We start from the raw sequence: 18,716 nt of genomic DNA on the forward strand, positions 1-18,716 counted from the left end.
ATCGGTCTACAGCGTTCGGTTTGACGAACACTCGCGTATCGTTCAGCATGTCGAACTATGGGGACGTTATATCGAACACGCGCCCAGCTGCGAGACATCGGCGCCCTGGCAGCCGCCACGCTTGCGGTCGGCGCGTCCTTCGGAGCCATCACCATCGCGTACGGGCTACCCGCCTGGGTTCCGGTCATGATGTCGGTGCTGGTCTTCGCCGGGGGCGCCCAGTTCCTGGCCGTGGGCCTGCTGGCGGCCGGCAACCCGATCGCGGCCGTCCTGGCCGGCCTGCTGCTCAACGCCCGCCACCTGCCGTTCGGCCTGGCGGTCGCCGACACCATCGGCCCCCGCTGGCGCGACCGCCTGATCGGCAGCCACATCATGACCGACGAGACGGTGGCCTTCGCCCTGGCCGAATCCGACCCGGCCGCGCGCCGCAAAATCTACTGGACGGTCGGCGCCACCCTCTTCGTGACGTGGAACACCGGCGTGATCCTGGGTGTCCTGCTGGGTGGCGCCACCGGCGACCCGAACGCCCTAGGCTTGGACGCCGCCTTCCCGGCCGGCCTGATAGCCCTGATCCTGCCGTCCCTACGCGACCGCGAAACCCGCCTGGCAGCCTTGACCGGCGCGGCCGTGGCCGTCCTCCTGACCCCGATCCTGCCGGCCGGCCTGCCGGTGATGTGCGCCCTCCTGGGCCTGGCCGTCCTCTTCCGCCCCGGCCGCCGCCGCAACGCACCCCCGCCCCCAGCTCCAGGACCTGCAGCCCCAGAGCTCGCAGCTCGAGAGCCCGCAGCTTCAGGAACCGCAGCTTCAGGAACCGCTGGTCCGGGAGCCGCAGGTCCAGGAACCGCGGGTCCAGGTACCGCAGCTTCAGAGGCCGCAGCTTCAGAGGCCGCAGCTTCAGAGGCCGTAGTTCCAGGTACCGCAGCTTCAGAGGCCGCAGCTTCGGGCACCGCAGCTCCGGGCACCGCCGCTTCGGGCACCGCAGCTTCGGGCACCGCAGCTTCAGAGCCCGTAGCCCCACCCGCTGCTGCTGCTGACCGGCCGGTGCATCTGGCCGAGCGCGGCGGCTGTGTCTCTGAGGGGAAACGCCGATGATCGCCGCGATCCTGGTGCTGGCCGCCGGAACCTACGCGTTCCGCCTCAGCGGAGTGCTGCTCCGTGACCGCCTGGAACTCTCGGCCTCGCTGCAGCGCCTGCTGCCGATCTCGGCCGCCGCACTGCTGGCCGCGCTCGCTGCCACCGCTGCGCTGATGGCCGGAAGCGAGTTCGCCGGCTTCGCCCGCCCCGCGGGAGTCCTGGTCGGCGCCCTGCTGGCCTGGAGAAAGGCGCCATTCGTAGTGGTGGTGATCGCCGCAGCCGCCGTGACCGCCCTACTACGCCTGGCCGGCCTCGAATAGCCACCCCAGCACTGCTGCCTCCGCTCGCTTCACGCCGCGGTGACCATCACGTCCAGTCTCCGACAGATCTCGTGAGGTTGCGGCTGCCCAGGCGGCGCAACCTCACAAGGTCGTGGCGGCGGGCGGCGGGCGGCGGGCGGCGGCGCGGCGGGCGGCGGCGCGGGGCGGCCGCGATGGCGGTGCGGCAAGTCTGCGGTGGTCGTCGCGTCGGGCGTGAAGCAGATCTTGTGGGGTTGCGGCTGCCGGAACGGCGCAACCTCGCAAGATCGTGGCGGAGCGCGGCGGGCGGAGCGCGGCGGGCGGCGGTGCGGGGCGGCCGCGATGGCGGTGCGGCAAGTCTGTGGTGGTCGTCGCGTCGGGCGTGAAGCAGATCTTGTGGGGTTGCGGCTGCCGGAACGGCGCAACCTCGCAAGATCGTGGCGGCGGGCGGCGGGCGGCGGGCGGCGGCCACCGTGGCCGCGGCGGGCGGCCACCGTGGGCACGGAGGATGGGCGCGGGGCAGGGGTCAGACGGAGGCGCCCAGGTCGACCTTCGGCTTGGGGACCCGCATCCGGCGGAACGTGAGACCGCGCATGATGCCGTAGAAGTAAAGCCCGCCCAGCCGCTGCGTGGTCTCCGGAAAACGAGCCCGGACCAGCTTCTTGATGCGCCGGCTGATGAGGATGCTGTCGATCAGCACGGCGAGCGCCAGCGCGGCCCACAGCAGGTTGCTGGCGAGCTGCACGGCCGGGATCGCGATCGACGAGCCGATCAGCACAATCACCGCGCCGGCGATGAAGTAGGACCCGGCGGTGCGGCGGGAGTCGACGATGTCGCGGACCAGCGACCGCTCCGGGCCCCGGTCACGGGCGAGCAGGTAGCGCTCGTCACCGTTGCGCATGCCCTCGGACGCCTCGAGCCGCTCGGCCCGCTGCCGCTCGCGCAGCTGCTTGTAGGCCTCCTTGCGGCTGGCCGGCGCCGGATCCTGGACGCGGCGGCCCTGGACGGTCCGTTTCGGGGTGACCACGCCCAGCTCTTTCTTGCTGGGGGTGTAGCCCTTGCGGGTGGGCACGGCGGATTCCGGCTCGGCCACCGAGGCGGTCGCGTCGGCTACGAGGTCGGTGCTCTTACGGCGAAACAGCGGGGACACCCCAGAAGCGTAGCCAAACGGCGCGGTGTGTTACACACCGCGCCGTCGATCGTGACAAAAACCCTGATCAGGGCCGCTCGACGTGAGCGCCGAGAGCGGCCAGCTTGGCCTCGAAATCTTCGTAGCCCCGCTTGATCAGGTCGACGCCGTACACCCGTGAGGTGCCCTCGGCGGCCAGGGCCGCGATGAGGTGCGCGAACCCGGCCCGCAGGTCGGGGATGCGCAGATCGGCCGCGTGCAGCTTGGACGGGCCGGCGATGACCGCGGAGTGCATGAAGTTGCGGCGGCCGAAACGGCACGGGGTGCCGCCGAGGCAGTCCCGGTAGACCTGGATGGTGGCGCCCATCGAGTTGAGCGCCTCGGTGTATCCGAGCCGCTGCTCGTACACCGTCTCGTGCATGATCGAAATGCCCCGGGCCTGGGTGAGCGCGACGACGAGCGGCTGCTGCCAGTCGGTCATGAAGCCGGGGTGCACATCGGTCTCCAGCGCGACGGCCTTCAGCTCGCCGCCCGGGTGCCAGAACTTGATGCCACCCTCGGCGCCGGTCACACCGTCGCGGGCCACCCGGTCGTCAGTGATCTTCAGCTCACCGCCGATGGACCGGAAGACGTTCAGGAACGTCATCATGTCGGCCTGGCGGGCACCGACCACCTCGATCTCGCCACGGGTGGCGAGCGCGGCGGCGGCCCAGCTGGCGGCCTCGATGCGGTCCGGGATCGGCTTGTGCTCGTAGCCGTACAGCCGGGGGACGCCCTGGATCTCGATGACCCGGTCGGTGTGCACCGTGATGATGGCGCCCATCTTCTGCAGGATGCAGATCAGGTCCATGATCTCGGGCTCGATGGCGGCGTTGCGCAGCTCGGTGACGCCCTCGGCGCGGACCGCGGTGAGCAGCACCTGCTCGGTGGCGCCGACGCTCGGGTACGGGAGTTCCAGCTTGGCGCCGTGCAGACCGTTCGGGGCGCTCAGGTGCATGCCCTCGGGGGTCTTGTCGACGACCGCGCCGAACTCGCGCAGCGCCCTGATGTGGAAGTCGATGGGCCGCGGGCCGATGTGGCAGCCGCCCAGGTCCGGGATGAACGCGTGACCGAGCCGGTGCAGCAGCGGGCCGCAGAGCAGGATCGGGATCCGGCTCGAGCCCGCGTGCACGTTGATCTGGTCGGTGCTGGCGCTCTCCACATTGGTGGGGTCCATCACCAGCTCACCGTCTTCGGCGCCGGCGGAGACCTTCACCCCGTGCAGCTCGAGGAGTCCGCTGACCACCTCGACGTCCCGGATACGCGGGACGTCGTAGAGGCGGCTCGGGGACTCACCGAGCAGGGCGGCCACCATGGCCTTCGAGACGAGATTCTTGGCGCCACGGACCCGGATCTGCCCCTGCAGCGGCGTGCCACCGTGCACGACCAGGACATCTTCGGTCAACGTAACCTCCAGCCGGCGGGCGCGCAGGCGCCCGAGATCGAGTAGGCAGAGCGCGGGCGGGGGTACCCGATTCTGCAACCGGGGAAGCATAGCGCTGAGTGACAACCACGGCAGCCGTGGCGAGCATCGAAACGCCGCTCAAATGCTGTTGGGTAAGACAGACTTAAAGAATCCACCTTATGGATGGATTCATTTGACTACCCACCGTCACGGAAGGGCGAGCATCTGGTCGAGAGCGACCCGAGCCTCGCGTGCCGTCTTCTCGTCGACCGTGATCACGTTCGGGACGCGACCGGCCACCAGCTCCTCGAGAGTCCACACCAGGTGGGGGAGGTCGATCCGGTTCATGGTGGAGCAGTAGCAGACCGCCCGGTCGAGGAACATGATCTGCTTGTCCGGGTGGGCGAGCGCGAGACGGCGTACCAGATTGAGCTCGGTGCCCACCGCCCACGCCGAACCGGCCGGCGCCGCGTCCAGGGCCTTGATGATGTACTCGGTCGAGCCGACGTAGTCGGCGGCGCGCACCACGTCGTGCCGGCACTCGGGGTGGACCAGCACGTTGACGCCGGGGACGCGCTCGCGGACCTCACGGACGCTGTCGATGGTGAACCGGCCGTGCACCGAGCAGTGGCCGCGCCACAGGATCATCCTGGCGTTGATCAGCTGCTCGTCGGTGAGGCCGCCCTGGGGCTTGTGCGGGTCGTAGAGGACGCAGTCGTCGAGGTCGAAACCCATCTCGAGTACGGCGGTGTTGCGGCCGAGGTGCTGGTCGGGCAGGAAGAACACCTTCGAGCCCTGCTCGAACGACCAGTCGAGAGCCCGCTTGGCGTTCGACGAGGTGCAGACCACACCGTTGTTGCGCCCGACGAAGCCCTTGATGTCGGCGGACGAGTTCATGTACGTCACCGGCACGATCTGGTCGGTGATGCCGAGGTCCTCGAAGTGCTCCCAGGCCGTCTCGACCTGCCCGAGCACGGCCATGTCGGCCATCGAGCAGCCGGCCGCCAGGTCCGGCAGGATCACGCGCTGCCCTGTACCGGTCAGGATGTCCGCACTCTCGGCCATGAAGTGCACGCCGCAGAACACGATGAACTCGGCGTCCGGCCGGGCCGCGGCCTGCTGCGCGAGCTTGAAGGAGTCACCGGTGACGTCGGCGAACTGGATGACCTCGTCACGCTGGTAGTGATGTCCCAGGACGAACACGCGGTCGCCGAGCGCGGCTTTCGCGGCGGTGGCGCGGGCCACCAGATCGGGGTCGCTGGGTGCGGGCAGATCGCCGGGGCAGTCCACCCCGCGCTCGCTCGCCGGATCGGTGCCCTTGCCGAGCAGGAGCAGGGCCAGCGGGGTGTTCGAGGGTTCGGTCCAGGTCGACGTCACGTCAGTCATGTTCGCACAGCGGATGGGACGGTAGCTGCGCGTGGATGAGTGTGCTGCCACACTCGCGGGGTGCGCGTACTGATCTGTCCGGACAAGTTCGCCGGCACCCTCTCCGCCCCCGAAGTCGCCCGAGCCGTCGCCGACGGCTGGTCCGCTCCCGGTGACGTCCTCGTCCAGCGCCCGCTCGCCGACGGCGGCCCCGGTTTCGTCGAGGTGCTGGCCACCGCCCTCGACGGCCGGCGCATCCCGGTCGACACGGTCGATCCACTGGGCCGTCCCGCCCGCGGCGAGATCCTGCTGGCCGGTGGCGTCGCCTATGTCGAGAGCGCCCAGGCGTGCGGGCTCCACCTGCTGACGCCCGAGGAGAGAGACCCCAGGACCACCACGTCGTACGGCCTGGGCCTGCTGATCGCCGCGGCGGTGGAGTCCGGCGCGGCCGAGATCGTCGTGGGGCTCGGCGGCTCGGCGGTCAACGACGCCGGCGCCGGGATGCTGGCCGCTCTCGGCGCAGCCCCGCTGGACGTGGCCGGTTACGCCCTGCCGTACGGCGGAGCGGCCCTGGGCGCCGCGGTCTCGCTGGACGGAGTCCCGCAGCTGCGCCAGGCCCGCCTGGTCGCGGCGACCGACGTCGACAACCCGCTGACCGGCCTGCACGGCGCCAGCAACGTCTTCGGCCCGCAGAAGGGCGCCTCCCGCGAGGACGTACTGCTGCTGGACGCAGCGCTGGAGCACTTCTCCGGTGTTCTGGAACGGGCCTTCGACGTCAAGGACCTGGCCGTGCAGCCGGGCGGGGGAGCGGCCGGCGGCATCGGTGCCGCGCTGATCGCGCTCGGTGGCCGGGTGACCTCGGGTATCAACCTGGTCACGAATCTGATCGGCCTGGACGCCGAACTCGACGCCGCCGACCTGGTGATCACCGGTGAGGGCTCGTTCGACCACCAGTCGCTGCGCGGCAAGGTGGTGGCCGGGATCGCAGCCGGTGCCCGGGACCGTGGCCTGCCCTGCGTGGTGCTGGCCGGGCGCAACGAGACCGGTCAGCGTGAGGCCTCGGCCGCCGGGGTGACCGAGACGCACACTCTCGTGGAGCATTTCGGCAATGTCGAGACGGCTCTCGCTGAACCGGCCCGTGGCCTGCGTGAACTCGCCGCCCGGCTCGCCGGCCAGTGGAGCAGGTAGGTAGCGGGGTGATCTGCGTTCCCCCGGATTGGGAATCGGAGGGAATGGGGTTAGCGTTGCCTGGTACGGCACATGACCGCACCTGGCAGGGAGATACCTAGTGACCACTGAAGCGCACACCGAGTCGACCGAGGCGACTGCCCCGTCCGGCATCAACCTCACCGACGTCGCCGCGGTGAAGGTCAAGGCCCTGATCGAGCAGGAAGGGCGCGACGACCTGCGCCTGCGCATCGCCGTACAGCCCGGTGGCTGCTCCGGCCTGCGCTACCAGCTCTTCTTCGACGAGCGTTCGCTCGACGGAGACGTCGTCAGCGACTTCGGCGGCGTCGAAGTCGTGGTGGACCGGATGAGCGCTCCCTACCTGGCGGGCGCGACCATCGACTTCGCCGACCGCATCGACGCTCAGGGCTTCACGATCGACAACCCGAATGCGCAGAACTCCTGCGCCTGTGGTGACTCGTTCCACTGAGCCGACAGCAACACCGAGACAGGCCGTCCCGTTAACGGGACGGCCTGTCTGCTGTAACCGACCGGTAGTCTCAACCCGTAACGCCCCCTGTTTCCCGACCCCCGAGGGCCGACATGAAGATCGCCGTCACCGGTTCGATCGCCACCGACCACCTGATGCACTTCCCCGGCAAGTTCGCCGAGCAGCTCATCGCGGACCAGTTGCACAAGGTCTCGCTCTCCTTCCTCGTCGACGATCTGGTGGTCCGGCGCGGTGGCGTGGCTCCGAACATCGCGTTCGGCATGGCCAAGCTGGGTCTGCGGCCGATCCTGGTCGGTGCGGTCGGTGCGGACTTCGCCGACTACCGGTCGTGGCTCGAGCGGCACGGCGTCGACTGTGACTCGGTGCACATCAGCGACGTGGCGCACACCGCCCGGTTCGTCTGCACCACCGACGACGACCTGAACCAGATCGCCTCGTTCTACGCGGGCGCGATGGCCGAGGCGCGCAACATCGAGCTGGCGCCGGTGAGCGAGCGGGCCGGTGGCCTGGACCTGGTGCTGGTCGGCGCGAACGACCCGGCCGCCATGATCCGGCACTCCCAGGAGTGCCGTGAGCGCGGTTACCGGTTCATCGCGGACCCGTCGCAGCAGCTCGCCCGGATGGACGGCTCCGACGTGCTGAGCCTGATCAGCGGCGCGGAGTACCTGATGACCAACGAGTACGAGCGGTCCCTGCTGGAGACCAAGGCCGGCCTCACCGGTGACCAGGTGCTCGAGCAGGTACGGGTCCGCGTGACCACGCTCGGCAAGGACGGCGTCGAGATCACCGGGCGCGACATCGAGCGTATCCACGTGCCGGTCATCCCGGGTGTGATCGGCGAGGACCCGACGGGTGTCGGCGACGGCTTCCGGGCCGGCTTCTTCGCGGCCGTCTCCTGGGGTCTCGGGCTCGAGCGGGCCGCGCAGGTCGGCTCGCTGGTGGCGGCGCTGGTGCTGGAGACCATCGGCACCCAGGAGTACGACATCCGCCCCTCCGACTTCAGCAAGCGGCTGTCCGAGGCGTACGGCGAAGAGGCGGCTGCCGAGATCGCGCCCTTCCTCCCGGCGTGAGGGCGTAGACCTCAAGTCATGGTTCTAGCGGTTTTCGCCGGTCTCCCCGGAGTCGGCAAGAGCACCCTGGCCGCCGCGGTCGCAGCCGAGCTGCCCGCGGCGGTCCTCGCCGTCGACACGGTCGACTTCACCCTGCAGCGATACGGGGTGCACGAGCCACGGCCCGGCTTCGCCGCCTACGGTGTGGTCGCCGCGCTCGCCGAGGAGCAGATCAGGATCGGTCACCACGTGATCATCGACGCGGTCAACCCGGTCAAGGCGGCCCGCGAGCTGTGGACCGATCTGGCCGACCGGATGCGGGTTCCGCTGCGCGTGGTCGAGGTGGTCTGCGGCGACGACGTGGAGCACCGCCGCCGGGTCGAGGAGCGTTACAAGGCCCGCGATCACGAGGGCGTCCCGGACTGGGTGCGCGTCCTGGAGCGCCAGGCCGAGTACGAGCCCTACCTGGGCCCGCGCCTGGTCGTCGACACCCACCTGGCCAAGGACCCGGTCCCGCAGGTCATCGACTATCTCAGGTGATCTTTCGTACGTCGTAGGCGTGGCCGTCGGCCGCGACGAACTCCTGGCCCTTCATCCGGCACCAGGCGGGGATGTCGCCGGCCGCGGCCGGGTCGTCGGCGAGCACCCGTACGATCTCGCCGATCTCTGCCTGCGGCATCGCTTTCGCCAGCCGGATCACCGGAATCGGGCAGCGTAGCCCACGGCAGTCGAGGGTGATCAGATCCCGGCCTCCTTCCGGATGCCGGCCACCAGCTCCGGCAGCACGGCCAGGAACCGTTCGACGTCCGCCTCGGACGTGTCCCGGTGCAGCGAGACCCGCACGTTGCCGTGACTGAGAACACCCATCGCCTCCAGCACATGACTGGGACGCAGCGTCGACGACGTGCAGGATGAACCGGACGAGACGGCGAATCCGTGCCGGTCCAGGGCGTGCAGCAGCGCCTCCCCGTCCACATAGAGGCAGCTGAACGTCACCAGGTGCGGCAGCCGGTCCACCGGGTCGCCGACGATCTCCACGTCCGGCACGGTGGCCGCGACACGCTCGCGGATCCGGTCCACGAGCGGGCTCAGCCGCGCCGCCTCGGCCTGCGCCTCACTCACCACGGCACGCAGGCTCGCGGCCGCCGCGACCACTTCCGGGAGGGCGAGCGCGCCCGGGTTCCCGGGGCGATGAAGATCATCAGAGGGGTACGGGGAAAGCCAGCGCACACCTTTGCGGACCACCAGCACGCCCACTCCCGGCGGTCCGCCCCATTTGTGCGCGCTCGCGCTCAGCAGCGACCAGCCGGAAGGGATCGGCGCCCGGCCGACGATCTGGGCGGCGTCCACGAAGAGCGGCACGCCCGCGTCGGCGCAGAACCCGGCCGCGGCCGACACCGGCTGCACCGTTCCCACCTCGTGACTGGCGCCGATCAGGCTCGCCAGCGCCACTCCGCCGGCCTGGACCGCGTCCGCCCAGGCGTCCAGGTCGAGCCGGCCCAGCCGGTCCACGCCGACCTCCACCGCGTCGGCGGTGCGGGCCGCGTGCAGGACGGCCGAGTGCTCGATCGCCGAGTGGACCAGGGTGCGGCCGGCCCGTTTCCGGCCACCCAGGCCGCCGAGGATTGCCGCCTGCGCGGCCGCGGTGCCCGACGGCCAGAAGGTGAGCTCGTCCGGGCGTACACCCAGAATCTCGGCGACCACCGCGGTGGCCGCGTCGCGCAGTTGCTGGGCCCGCCGCCCCGCCGCGTAGAGCTTTGCCGGGTCGGCCCATCCGTCGGAGAGGGCGGCCAGCAGTGCCTCACGCGCTACCGGATGCAGGGGCGCCGCGGTAGCGGCGTCCAGGTAAGCGTGCGCCCCGGCCGGATCGCCTGTGTAATCCACACACGGAACGGTATCGTCCGGTTGTCCGGGTGTTTTCCGCGACGGCCCCCCGGTGGCGGGCGGACCGTTCCTGGTCGAGTAGTGTGCGACCGTCGGTGAGCCTTGCCGCCAGGTGTCCGGTTTCGGCAGGCGGCGCTGCTAAGGAGGCAGAAGCAGGTGGGCGCAAGGAGTTCGGCCTCTAGGCCGCGGGCAGTGGGCCGGGCGGCCGGGCTGGGTCTCGGCGGCGCGACGCTGCTGGTGCTGCTCTCGGGCTGTTCGATCGCGGACTGGGGCGACGCATTCGGCCACTTCGGCTGGCCGAGCCGGGGCATCAGCCTCCAGGCACACGAGATGTATGACCTCTGGATCGCGTCGACCATCGCGGCCCTCACGGTCGGCGTCGGTGTGTGGGGCCTGATCTTCTGGTGCGTGATCCGGTATCGCAAGCGCGGCGACGAGCTGCCCGTGCAGACCCGGTTCAACATGCCGATGGAGATCCTCTACACGGTCACGCCGGTCCTGATCGTCGCGGTGCTCTTCTACTACACCGCGATCGTGCAGACCAACGTCGACAAGCTGTCGAAGAACCCCGACCAGGTCGTCGAGGTCGTCGCGTTCAAGTGGAACTGGCAGTTCAACTACCGCGACGGGATGGGCGAGGAAGCCGAGACGGTCGCCTCGACCGTCGGCTCATCCGACGTGATCCCGCTGCTGGTGCTGCCGGTCGGCCAGAAGATCCGGTTCGAGGAGACCAGCAAGGACGTCATCCACTCGTTCTGGGTGCCGGAGATGCTGTTCAAGCGGGACGTGTTCCCGGGCAACGTGCGCAACGTGTTCGAGGTGACCCTCGACAAGGAGGGCCGCTACGTCGGCCGGTGCGCCGAGCTGTGCGGCACCTACCACGCCTTCATGAACTTCGAGCTGGTCGTCGTCTCGCCGGAGAAGTTCGACCAGTTCCTCGAGGCGAAGAAGTCGGGCTCGTCGACCCAGGAGGCGATGGGGGCGATCGGGTACACCGGCAACGAGGTGTACGCGACCAAGACCTCGCCGTTCAACACCCGGCGCCAGGCGCACACCTGGAACCAGCCCGAGACCGTAGCCGCAGGGAAGCAGGACTGACGTGAGGACCGAGTACAAGATCTTCGCCGCGGTCGCCGCGTTCCTGTTCGCCGCGGCAGCCGTCTACGGGGTCTACACCCTCAACACCGGGAACATCTCGGGCACCGATCCCGACGCGGCCGGTTTCCGGGGCGGCACCGAGTGGGTCGGCGTCGTCGCCCTGATCCTTTCCGGTCTGCTCTGCTCGATGTGCGCCGGCTTCTTCTGGTTCGTCGCCCGCCGTATCGACCTGCGGCCGGAGGACCGGGAGGACGGCGAGATCGCCGAGGGCGCCGGCGAGGTCGGCTTCTTCAGCCCGGGCAGCTACTGGCCGTTCGGTATCGCCCTGTCGGCGGCCGTGGCCGGTCTCGGCCTGGTGTTCTGGATGTGGTGGCTGGTGGCCTTCGGCCTGATCTGCGTGATCGTCACGTCGTGCGGCCTGCTCTTCGAGTACTACTCGGGCACCCGCCATCCGGAAGCCCACCTCTGATCTGACTGTTCGACGTCGAAGGCCCGCATCCCCTCGGGGGTGCGGGCCTTCGACGTCTGTCAGGCTGCGGTGCGCTGTGCGGGCGCTATGCGTCTGCCCTTACCGGGCATCCAGAGGTGTACGACGATCGGGGCGACCACCTCGGCGGCGCCGCAGCGGGTACAGACCAGCTCGGGGCACTCGTCGTGGCCGTCCTCGCAGGGCGGCACCTCGAAGAGCATGTCGCCGTCGCAGATGACGCATCGGAGTTCGCGTTCCTGCACGGGTGTCTCCTTCAGGGGAAGGTGGAATTACCCGAATGTCCTTCAGGACATTGTCACGTGAATCGGACGTAGTCGGGCATTCGCAGCGGCGTGTTGAAGGAATTCCCGATTACTCGGCGGCCTTGGCGGCCTGCGCGGCCGTCACCCAGCGCTCCAGCTGAGCGGCCGTGGCGCCGGAGTCGATCGCCTCGGCAGCCCGCTCGATCCCGGCCCGCAGCGTCTCCCGGAAATCGCCCGGAAAGCCACTCTGCGCCGCGAACGCGCCTGCCGCGTTCAGGACCACCGCGTCCCGCACCGGACCGCTCTCACCGGCGAACAGGCGGTGCGCGACGTCGGCGTTGAACGCCACCTCGCCGCCCCGCAGATCCGCCGGCTGGCTGCGCGCCAGGCCCAGCTCCACCGAGTCCAGCAGCAGCTCCTCGACCTTGCCGTCCCGGGCCATCCAGACCCGGGTGGGCGCCGCGGTGGTGAACTCGTCCAGGCCGTCCTCGCCGCGGACCACCAGCGCCGAGTCGCCGCGCTGGGCGAACACCTCGGCCATCACCGGCGCCATCCGCGGGTCGAAGCACCCGACCATGGCCGAGGTGGGCCGGGCCGGGTTGGTCAGCGGGCCGAGCACGTTGAAGAACGTGGGCACGCCCAGCTCGCGCCGGGTGACGGCGGCGTGCCGCATGCCGGGGTGGTAGCGGGCCGCGAAGCAGAAGCCGATGCCGGCCTCGGCGACCGACCGGGCCACGCCGGCCGGGCCCAGGTCGAGCGGCAGGCCGAAGTGCTCCAGCAGGTCGGCCGAGCCGGTCGTCGACGAGGCCGACCGGTTGCCGTGCTTGACCACCGGCACCCCGGCGGAGGCCACCACGATCGCGGCCAGGGTGGAGATGTTGACCGTGTTGGCCCGGTCGCCGCCGGTGCCGACCACGTCGACCGCGCTGGTCCGGGTCTCCTCCGGGAGCCGGACCAGCGTGGCACTGGCGATCATCGCCTCGACCAGGCCGGCCAGCTCCGACGGGGTCTCACCCTTGGCCCGCAGCGCCACCGCGAACCCGGCTATCTGCACCGGGGTCGCGTTGCCGGCCATGATCTCGCCCATGGCCCACGCGGTGTCCGCGGTGGCGAGCTCCTCGCCACGCAGCAGGGCGCTCGTCAGATTGGGCCAGGTGCGTGCGCCCATGGCGCTGCCTCCAGGGGTTATGTGTCGGTTTGTCGACGTCAGCGGGGAATGGTGCCCAGGGTCCCCAGCGGGATCGCCCCGTCGCGGCGCGCGCGGAGCAGTCCGGCCACCGTCTGCCCGGTCGTGACCGGGTCCAGCGGAGCCACCAGGGTCGCGTCCACCTGCGCGTAGGCCGCGAGCCAGCGGTCCGCGGCCCGGGCGATCACGACGCACGTGGGCGGGGGGTTGAGGTACTCGTCCTTGGTCTGGCGAGCGATCCCGATGCCGCCGGCGGGGGTCGCCTCGCCGTCCAGCATCATCAGATCGATCTCGTACTCGTCGAGCAGGCGGCGGCACTCTTCCCAGGTGGAAGCCTCCGCGAACTCGACCTTCAGATCAGCGGCGGGCCGCGTGCCGATGGCGAGCCGGATCCGGTCTCGCACCGCCGCGTCATCGCTGTAGAGCAGAACGGTGTACTCGCTCATCTTGTGCCCCACCTCACGTCCTAGGTCCCGGGGGATCGTACCGAACTTGTTACCCGGCGTCGGGTTCCGGTCGGGTCACATCTTGCCCTGCCGCGGCCTTGGCCTCCTCACGGTCCAGCGCCCGGTCGATCCGCCGGGCCTCCCGCTCCGACTGGCGGACCCACTGGACCACCAGGATGCCCAGCATCGTGACGCTGACGATCTCGCCGCCGGCCCAGAGGATGCCGCCCGCGGTCACCTGGTCGGCCTTCGGGTTCAGCCAGCTCAGGCCCAGGTTCGGGTACCAGTCGCCGCCGAGCAGCACGGTGCTCTGCATGATCGTCAGCCCGAGCACCGTGTGGAACGGCACGCTCAGCACCATGAGCAGGGCGCGGCCCGGGTACGGCCAGCGGTTGGGCAGCGGGTCCAGGCCCAGCAGCGGCCAGAAGAACAGGCAGCCGGTCACGATGAAGTGGAAGTGGACGAACTCGTGCACCCATACGTGTTCGAGGGTCTGCCGGTACGCGTCGGTGAAATAGAGGACGAACGGGTTCGCGATGAACAGCCCGAACGCGACCAGCGGGAACGTCAGCACGCGCACGTAGCGGCTGTGCAGGACGGCCAGCAGCGCCTTGCGCGGCTGCGCCTGGAGCACCCGCAGGGCCAGTGTGGTCGGCGCGCCGAGGGCCAGGAAGATCGGGCCCACCATGGACAGCACCATGTGCTGGACCATGTGGACCGAGATCAGGGTCGTGTCGTACGCCTCGATGCCGGTCACCGTCACCGCCGCGACGGACCCGAGTCCACCTGCGATGAACGCCGCTGTCCGCCCTGGCGGCCAGTGGTCGCCGCGCTGACGCAGGCGCCACACGCCGTACAGATACAGCGATGCGGAGACCAGCAGGCCCAGTGCGATCGGGCTGACCAGGTTCACCTCGGTGAAGAACGCCGCCGGGGTGAACGGAGGAAGTCCAGTATCCCCGCCGTCGGCCGCGATTGGGGGCAAAACGTGAAGCTGCACGACTCGAGGCTAGGCCTACCGGCTGGTCACGGAATATTCCGGGCCTCCCACATGGCCGGATTGGGGACCCCGGCGGACCTTGGGGCTATCTCGGATGAATAATGAGGCCGTGACAGCGGCAGCCATCGACAAGAGCCGGATCCACTCGCTGACCCGACCGAACATGGTCAGCGTCGGGACCATCGTGTGGCTCTCCAGCGAGCTCATGTTCTTCGCGGCGTTGTTCGCGATGTACTTCTCCATCCGCGCCGCGGCGCCGGAGATCTGGGAGAAGAACACCGAGCATCTCAACATCCCGTACGCCACCACGTTCACGGTCATCCTGGTTCTCTCGTCGGTGACCTGCCAGCTCGGCGTATTCGCGGCGGAGAAGGGTGACGTGTTCGCGCTGCGGCGCTGGTTCACGATCACGTTCGTGATGGGCCTGATCTTTGTTCTCGGTCAGGTCAACGAGTACGTCACCCTGGTGCACCACGGCGTCAAGATCAACGCCGACGGCTACGGGTCGATGTTCTATCTGACGACCGGGTTCCACGGTCTGCACGTGACCGGCGGCCTGATCGCCTTCATCATCTACATGATCCGGACGACCATGGGTAGGTTCACCCCCGCCCAGGCCACGTCCGCGATCGTCGTGTCGTACTACTGGCACTTCGTGGACGTCGTGTGGATCGCCCTGTTCGCCATGATCTATTGGCTTCAGTGACGCGCCCGTAATCCGCCGTGCATCAGGTTCGAACCCCAAGGGACATAGCCCATGACTTCTGACACCCCCGCCCGCAGGCGCGCCCGGGTGTTCTCCCGGCGGCGCGGCGCGCCGAGCCGGGCGCGCCGGAGGCTCGGCGCGGCGGTTCGCATGATCGCCGCCCTGGCTCTGGCCGGCGGCGTCTACACCGCATTCGCCCCGGGCGCGTTCGCCGAGGACACCGTCCAGCTCTCCGCTGTCGCACAGGAGGGCAAGGCTCTCTACGACACCAGCTGCATCACGTGCCACGGCCGTGACGGGCAGGGTGTCGAGGGGCGTGGGCCGAGCCTGATCGGCGTCGGTTCGGCCTCCGTCGAGTTCCAGGTCGGCACCGGCCGCATGCCGATGACCCGCCAGGAGGCTCAGGCGGAGCAGAAGCCGCCGCAGTTCGACGACGCCCAGACCGAGCAGCTCGCGCAGTACGTGCAGGAGCTCGGCGGTGGCCCCGAGCTGCCGGAGGGCCCCCTCGTCGAGGACATCAAGACCAATCCGGACGCCCTCGCCCGCGGTGGCGAGCTGTTCCGGGTCAACTGCACCTCCTGCCACGGCTTCGGTGGCGGCGGCGGCGCGCTCTCCTCGGGCAAGTTCGCCCCGGGCCTGCACGACGCCACGGCGGAGCAGCTCTACGCGGCCATGCTCACCGGCCCGCAGAACATGCCGGTCTTCGGTGACAACCAGCTCACGCCGGACCAGAAGAAGCAGATCATCACCTACATCCAGCTCCAGCTGCAGCAGGAGAAGGACCCGGGCGGCCTGTTCAACCTGGGCCGGTACGGCCCGTCGACCGAGGGCATGGCCATCTTCCTGGTCGGCATCACGCTCCTGGTCTTCACGTCGCTCTGGATTGCGGGGAAGTCATGACGGCGCACAACGGCGCGACCGGCGAAGCGGTCGACGTCAACGACCCGCACCTGACGCGGTTCGACATCGTCAAAGAAGGCCTTCGGCGCGATGACATCGAGATCATCACGTACGAGTCGCAGTTCCACGGGCCGAACTCGAAGGCGGAGAAGCGGGTAGTCCGCAACATCTCCTTCCTGTTCCTGCTCTCCGGGCTGTTCACCCTGGCCTTCCTGGTCTTCTACATCGTCTGGCCGTGGGAGTTCGAGCTCGGCCACACGATGAGCGACTACTACACGCCGCTCCTGGGTGTGTCCCTGGGCCTCGGCCTGCTGGCGCTCGGCTTCGCGATCCTGGCCTGGGCCAAGAAGCTCCTGCCGCACGAGCTGTCCATCCAGCAGCGGCACGGCGAGCCGTCGTCCGACGACGAGCGCCTGATCACCGGTCAGACCATGATGTTCGTCGGTGACGAGCTGGGAGTGCAGCGGCGGCCACTGCTCAAGGGCGCGATCGCCCTCGGCGCGGCTCCGCTCGGCCTGGCCGTCGGCGCCCCGCTGGTCGGCGGCCTGATCCAGAACCCGCACAAGGACAAGCACCCGATCATGTACACGACCGGGTTCCACCCGTCGAAACTCGGCGAGGAGGCGGAGAAGGCCGGCAAGAAGGTCCGCCTGACCCGTGAGGACGGCAGCCCGATCCGGCCGGACGATGTCAGCGCGGGCGGTCAGATGACCGTCTACCCGGGCATCCCGCACGGCGCCACCAACCACTACGCCGACTCGCCGACGCTGCTCATCCACCTCCGGGCGGACGACGCGGCCGAGACCCGGGCGAACGCCGAGGCCGACAAGAACGGCCGCAACAAGGGCTCGATGTACGGCAACTACGTCGCGTACTCCAAGATCTGCACGCACGCGGGCTGCCCCGCCAGCCTCTACGAGCAGCAGACCAACCGTCTTCTCTGCCCGTGTCACCAGTCGCAGTTCCTCATCACCGACAACGCGCAGCCGGTCTTCGGGCCCGCGACTCGGCGTTTGCCGATGCTGCCGCTTACAGTGGACGAGGAAGGCTACTTCGTGGCGGCGGAAGACTATCGAGACGTCGTCGGACCTGACTTCTGGGAGCGGCCGTGAAACGCCGGAAAATGGACCTCGCAGAGGCCCCCAAAACCTTCGCCAAGGGAGTCGACGACCGCTTCCAGGCCGCGACGCCCCTCCGGGGACTGCTGAACAAGGTCTTCCCCGATCACTGGTCGTTCCTGCTGGGCGAGATCGCGCTGTTCTCGTTCATCGTGCTGCTGCTCAGTGGTGTGTTCCTCACCCTCTTCTTCGACCCGTCGATGAAGGAGGTGCCGTACGACGGCAGTTACCTCGCCCTGCGCGGCACCATGATGTCCGCCGCGTACGAGTCCTCGCTGAACCTGTCGTTCGAGGTTCGCGGCGGTCTCTTCATGCGGCAGATGCACCACTGGGCGGCGCTGCTGTTCATGGCGTCGATCATCGTGCACATGGCCCGCGTCTTCTTCACCGGCGCGTTCCGCAAGCCGCGCGAGATCAACTGGGTGATCGGCGTCCTGCTGTTCCTGCTCGGCTTCTTCGCCGGCTTCACCGGTTACTCGCTGCCCGACGACGGCCTCTCCGGCACCGGTCTGCGCATCGCCTCGGCGATCATGCTGACCCTCCCGGTCATCGGCACCTGGCTCTCCGCCGCCATCTTCGGCGGCGAGTTCCCGGGCGAGCTGATCATCGGCCGGTTCTACATCGCGCACGTGCTGCTCATCCCGGGCATCCTGCTCGCTCTGATCGCGGCCCACCTGGGCATCGTGTTCAAGCAGAAGCACACCCAGTGGCCCGGCCCGCTGCGCACCAACGAGAACGTGGTCGGCGAGCGCATGTTCCCGCGCTACGCGATGAAGCAGGGCGGCTTCTTCATGGCCGTCTTCGGCGTCATCGCGCTGATGGCGGGCATGTTCCAGATCAACCCGATCTGGCTGTTCGGGCCGTACCGCGCTGCCGAGGTGTCGTCCGCCTCGCAGCCCGACTTCTACGTCATGTTCATGGACGGCCTGGTCCGTCTCATGCCTAACTGGCAGATCTACATCCCGTTCGGCGACGGCTACAGCATCCCGCCGATGTTCTGGCCGGCCGTGGTGGGTCTCGGGGCCCTGTTCACGCTGCCCATGGCGTACCCGTGGCTGGAGGCGCGCAAGCTCAAGGACAAGCGCAGTCACCACCTGCTGGAACGGCCGCGTGACAACCCGGAGCGCGTCGGCATCGGCATGATGTCGCTGACGTTCTTCGTCGTCGCCACCCTCTCCGGTGCCAACGACGTGATCGCCGACAAGTTCCACATCAGCCTCAACGCGATGACCTGGGCGGGTCGTATCGGCCTGCTCATCCTGCCGCCGCTGGCCTACTACATCTCCGTCCGCATCTGCCTCGGTCTGCAACAGCACGACCGCCAGGTGCTGGCGCACGGCGTGGAGACCGGCATCATCAAGCGGCTGCCGAACGGCCAGTTCGTCGAGGTCCACCAGCCGCTCGGCCCGGTCGACGACCACGGCCACCCGATCCCGCTGGAGTACGCCGGCTGGGTCGTCCCGAAGAAGATGAACCGCCTCGGAGCCCTGGCTCCGGCGATCAAGGGCTTCTTCTACCCGGTCGAGAAGCCGGCCGAGATCCCGGTCTCCCCGGCGGTCGGCGGTCCGGTCAAGCGCGAGGAGATCAAGTCCGGTCGCTGATCGGCAG

Annotated in this window: 21 protein-coding genes; 12 read left to right on the forward strand and 9 right to left on the reverse strand. The window is 69.2% G+C overall.

Annotated features, from left to right (window positions below):
* The first annotated feature begins 57 nt into the window (after positions 1–57).
* Both CLV67_RS53245 and CLV67_RS09905 read left to right on the forward strand, forming a co-directional pair.
* Positions 58–1,092, forward strand: a complete 1,035-nt coding sequence (locus CLV67_RS53245) for an AzlC family ABC transporter permease (protein ID WP_239166270.1) — start codon at positions 58–60, stop codon at positions 1,090–1,092.
* Complete coding sequence (locus CLV67_RS09905) at positions 1,089–1,394, forward strand: AzlD domain-containing protein (protein ID WP_106316873.1); 306 nt, start codon at positions 1,089–1,091, stop codon at positions 1,392–1,394. The genes CLV67_RS53245 and CLV67_RS09905 overlap by 4 nt, the downstream gene beginning before the upstream one ends.
* Before the next feature lie 505 nt (positions 1,395–1,899).
* On the opposite strand, the gene CLV67_RS09910 is transcribed toward CLV67_RS09905, so the two are convergent.
* The 3 genes from CLV67_RS09910 to nadA form a co-directional block, all read right to left on the reverse strand.
* Positions 1,900–2,523 (reverse strand): DUF3043 domain-containing protein, encoded by a 624-nt coding sequence (locus CLV67_RS09910; protein WP_106316874.1) that lies wholly within the window; start codon positions 2,521–2,523, stop codon positions 1,900–1,902.
* A gap of 67 nt (positions 2,524–2,590) precedes the next feature.
* Positions 2,591–3,946 carry a UDP-N-acetylglucosamine 1-carboxyvinyltransferase gene (gene murA / locus CLV67_RS09915; protein WP_106316875.1) on the reverse strand — a complete coding sequence of 452 codons (1,356 nt, stop codon included), beginning with the start codon at positions 3,944–3,946 and terminating at the stop codon, positions 2,591–2,593.
* Positions 3,947–4,153: 207 nt separating this feature from the next.
* Complete coding sequence (nadA, locus tag CLV67_RS09920) at positions 4,154–5,332, reverse strand: quinolinate synthase NadA (RefSeq protein ID WP_106316876.1); 1,179 nt, start codon at positions 5,330–5,332, stop codon at positions 4,154–4,156.
* A gap of 60 nt (positions 5,333–5,392) precedes the next feature.
* Here nadA and CLV67_RS09925 point away from each other — a divergent pair, with 60 nt between their 5' ends.
* The 4 genes from CLV67_RS09925 (at position 5,393) to CLV67_RS09940 (ending at position 8,578) form a co-directional block, all read left to right on the forward strand.
* The gene (locus tag CLV67_RS09925) at positions 5,393–6,499 is read left to right on the forward strand and encodes a glycerate kinase family protein (protein WP_106316877.1); all 1,107 of its coding nucleotides are present in this window, start codon (positions 5,393–5,395) and stop codon (positions 6,497–6,499) included.
* Positions 6,500–6,599: 100 nt separating this feature from the next.
* Positions 6,600–6,968, forward strand: a complete 369-nt coding sequence (gene erpA, locus CLV67_RS09930) for an iron-sulfur cluster insertion protein ErpA (protein WP_106316878.1) — start codon at positions 6,600–6,602, stop codon at positions 6,966–6,968.
* Positions 6,969–7,081: 113 nt separating this feature from the next.
* Positions 7,082–8,059: a carbohydrate kinase family protein gene (locus tag CLV67_RS09935; protein ID WP_106316879.1), complete on the forward strand. Its 978-nt coding sequence runs from the start codon at positions 7,082–7,084 to the stop codon at positions 8,057–8,059.
* Between the two features lie 18 nt (positions 8,060–8,077).
* Positions 8,078–8,578 (forward strand): P-loop nucleotide/nucleoside kinase family protein, encoded by a 501-nt coding sequence (locus CLV67_RS09940; protein WP_106316880.1) that lies wholly within the window; start codon positions 8,078–8,080, stop codon positions 8,576–8,578.
* Here the strand turns inward: CLV67_RS09940 and CLV67_RS09945 are convergent.
* Both CLV67_RS09945 and CLV67_RS09950 read right to left on the reverse strand, forming a co-directional pair.
* A complete protein-coding gene (locus CLV67_RS09945) occupies positions 8,571–8,780 on the reverse strand; it encodes a sulfurtransferase TusA family protein (protein ID WP_106316881.1) in 210 nt (69 codons plus the stop codon). The two genes, CLV67_RS09940 and CLV67_RS09945, sit on opposite strands and share 8 nt — an antisense overlap.
* Complete coding sequence (locus CLV67_RS09950) at positions 8,777–9,922, reverse strand: cysteine desulfurase family protein (protein WP_203737058.1); 1,146 nt, start codon at positions 9,920–9,922, stop codon at positions 8,777–8,779. The genes CLV67_RS09945 and CLV67_RS09950 overlap by 4 nt, the downstream gene beginning before the upstream one ends.
* Positions 9,923–10,078: 156 nt before the next feature.
* Between CLV67_RS09950 and ctaC the strand changes: the two genes are divergently transcribed.
* Together ctaC and CLV67_RS09960 are read left to right on the forward strand one after the other, a co-directional pair.
* Complete coding sequence (gene ctaC, locus CLV67_RS09955) at positions 10,079–11,020, forward strand: aa3-type cytochrome oxidase subunit II (RefSeq protein WP_106316882.1); 942 nt, start codon at positions 10,079–10,081, stop codon at positions 11,018–11,020.
* A gap of 1 nt (position 11,021) precedes the next feature.
* A complete protein-coding gene (locus CLV67_RS09960; RefSeq protein ID WP_106316883.1) occupies positions 11,022–11,489 on the forward strand; it encodes a cytochrome c oxidase subunit 4 in 468 nt (155 codons plus the stop codon).
* Positions 11,490–11,548: 59 nt separating this feature from the next.
* On the opposite strand, the gene CLV67_RS09965 is transcribed toward CLV67_RS09960, so the two are convergent.
* From CLV67_RS09965 to CLV67_RS09980, 4 genes are all read right to left on the reverse strand, one after another.
* Positions 11,549–11,752 (reverse strand): hypothetical protein, encoded by a 204-nt coding sequence (locus CLV67_RS09965; protein WP_106316884.1) that lies wholly within the window; start codon positions 11,750–11,752, stop codon positions 11,549–11,551.
* Positions 11,753–11,861: 109 nt separating this feature from the next.
* Positions 11,862–12,920, reverse strand: a complete 1,059-nt coding sequence (gene trpD, locus CLV67_RS09970; protein WP_106316885.1) for an anthranilate phosphoribosyltransferase — start codon at positions 12,918–12,920, stop codon at positions 11,862–11,864.
* Positions 12,921–12,958: 38 nt separating this feature from the next.
* Entirely contained in the window at positions 12,959–13,384 is a 426-nt protein-coding gene (locus CLV67_RS09975) for a response regulator (RefSeq protein ID WP_106317156.1), read from the reverse strand.
* A gap of 49 nt (positions 13,385–13,433) precedes the next feature.
* A complete protein-coding gene (locus CLV67_RS09980; protein ID WP_239166271.1) occupies positions 13,434–14,384 on the reverse strand; it encodes a cytochrome c oxidase assembly protein in 951 nt (316 codons plus the stop codon).
* Between the two features lie 109 nt (positions 14,385–14,493).
* On the opposite strand from CLV67_RS09980, the gene ctaE reads away from it, so the two are divergent.
* Genes ctaE through qcrB form a run of 4 tightly spaced genes read left to right on the forward strand, consistent with a single transcriptional unit; the run spans position 14,494 to position 18,709 of the window.
* Complete coding sequence (ctaE, locus tag CLV67_RS09985; RefSeq protein ID WP_106316887.1) at positions 14,494–15,090, forward strand: aa3-type cytochrome oxidase subunit III; 597 nt, start codon at positions 14,494–14,496, stop codon at positions 15,088–15,090.
* A 51-nt stretch (positions 15,091–15,141) separates the two neighbouring features.
* Entirely contained in the window at positions 15,142–15,990 is an 849-nt protein-coding gene (gene qcrC, locus CLV67_RS09990) for a cytochrome bc1 complex diheme cytochrome c subunit (protein ID WP_106316888.1), read from the forward strand.
* Positions 15,987–17,102, forward strand: coding sequence for a cytochrome bc1 complex Rieske iron-sulfur subunit (qcrA, locus tag CLV67_RS09995; protein ID WP_106316889.1), 1,116 nt, complete (start codon positions 15,987–15,989; stop codon positions 17,100–17,102). The genes qcrC and qcrA overlap by 4 nt, the downstream gene beginning before the upstream one ends.
* Positions 17,099–18,709: a cytochrome bc1 complex cytochrome b subunit gene (qcrB, locus tag CLV67_RS10000; protein ID WP_106316890.1), complete on the forward strand. Its 1,611-nt coding sequence runs from the start codon at positions 17,099–17,101 to the stop codon at positions 18,707–18,709. The genes qcrA and qcrB overlap by 4 nt, the downstream gene beginning before the upstream one ends.
* The last annotated feature ends 7 nt before the right edge of the window (positions 18,710–18,716 follow it).

Origin of the sequence: Actinoplanes italicus, assembly GCF_003001815.1 — a bacterium.
Lineage (GTDB): Bacteria > Actinomycetota > Actinomycetes > Mycobacteriales > Micromonosporaceae > Actinoplanes > Actinoplanes italicus.

Bases quoted from the DNA above. Each gene is read 5' to 3' on its own strand.
- CLV67_RS53245 (WP_239166270.1), top strand. From the start codon at position 58: ATGGGGACGTTATATCGAACACGCGCCCAGCTGCGAGACATCGGCGCC.
- CLV67_RS09905 (WP_106316873.1), top strand. From the start codon at position 1,089: ATGATCGCCGCGATCCTGGTGCTGGCCGCCGGAACCTACGCGTTCCGC.
- nadA (WP_106316876.1), bottom strand. From the start codon at position 5,332: ATGACTGACGTGACGTCGACCTGGACCGAACCCTCGAACACCCCGCTG.
- CLV67_RS09935 (WP_106316879.1), top strand. From the start codon at position 7,082: ATGAAGATCGCCGTCACCGGTTCGATCGCCACCGACCACCTGATGCAC.
- CLV67_RS09940 (WP_106316880.1), top strand. From the start codon at position 8,078: ATGGTTCTAGCGGTTTTCGCCGGTCTCCCCGGAGTCGGCAAGAGCACC.
- trpD (WP_106316885.1), bottom strand. From the start codon at position 12,920: ATGGGCGCACGCACCTGGCCCAATCTGACGAGCGCCCTGCTGCGTGGC.
- CLV67_RS09975 (WP_106317156.1), bottom strand. From the start codon at position 13,384: ATGAGCGAGTACACCGTTCTGCTCTACAGCGATGACGCGGCGGTGCGA.
- qcrC (WP_106316888.1), top strand. From the start codon at position 15,142: ATGACTTCTGACACCCCCGCCCGCAGGCGCGCCCGGGTGTTCTCCCGG.
- qcrA (WP_106316889.1), top strand. From the start codon at position 15,987: ATGACGGCGCACAACGGCGCGACCGGCGAAGCGGTCGACGTCAACGAC.